1 protein-coding gene is annotated in these 440 nt (G+C 65.0%); it reads left to right on the top strand.

Annotated features, from left to right (window positions below; translation table 11 throughout):
- Positions 1 to 361, top strand: a 361-nt coding sequence (locus MWC30_RS21990; protein WP_244086329.1) for a selenium-binding family protein, incomplete at its 5' end; no start/stop codon positions are given.
- Between the last annotated feature and the right edge of the window lie 79 nt (positions 362 to 440).

Here is a 440-nt window from a genome sequence, read left to right as displayed (position 1 = left end):
GCAATACGACGTGCGCGATCCACGCAAGCCGAAGCTCGCGGGCTCGGTGCATATCGGCGGCATCGCCCGCCGCACGCCGCATCCGAACGGCAAGGCGTTTGCCGGCGGCCCGCAGATGGTCGAGATCAGCCGCGACGGCAAGCGGGTGTACTGGACCAACTCGCTCTATTCGACCTGGGACGACCAGTTCTATCCCGACGGCGTGCCGGGCGCCGAGGTCATGGCCCATGTCGGCGCCAACGGCGGGCTCGAGCTCGCCAAGGATTATTTCGTCGATTTCCCCGAGGGCTATCGCCCGCATCAGATCCGCCTCGAGGGCGGCGACTGCTCGACGGATTCGTTCTGCTATCCGTCGGTCTGACATTGGCCAGCGTCGATCCGACAGCGATCTGGCTGTGGCTCGCGATCATCGCAAGCGGCCTCTATCACGGAATCAATCC

This window comes from Desulforhabdus sp. TSK (assembly GCF_022836495.1).
Taxonomy (GTDB): Bacteria; Desulfobacterota; Syntrophobacteria; order Syntrophobacterales; family Syntrophobacteraceae; genus Desulforhabdus.
Note: the sequence above shows the minus strand (reverse complement) of the source record. Positions and strands in the feature narration are given on the sequence as shown.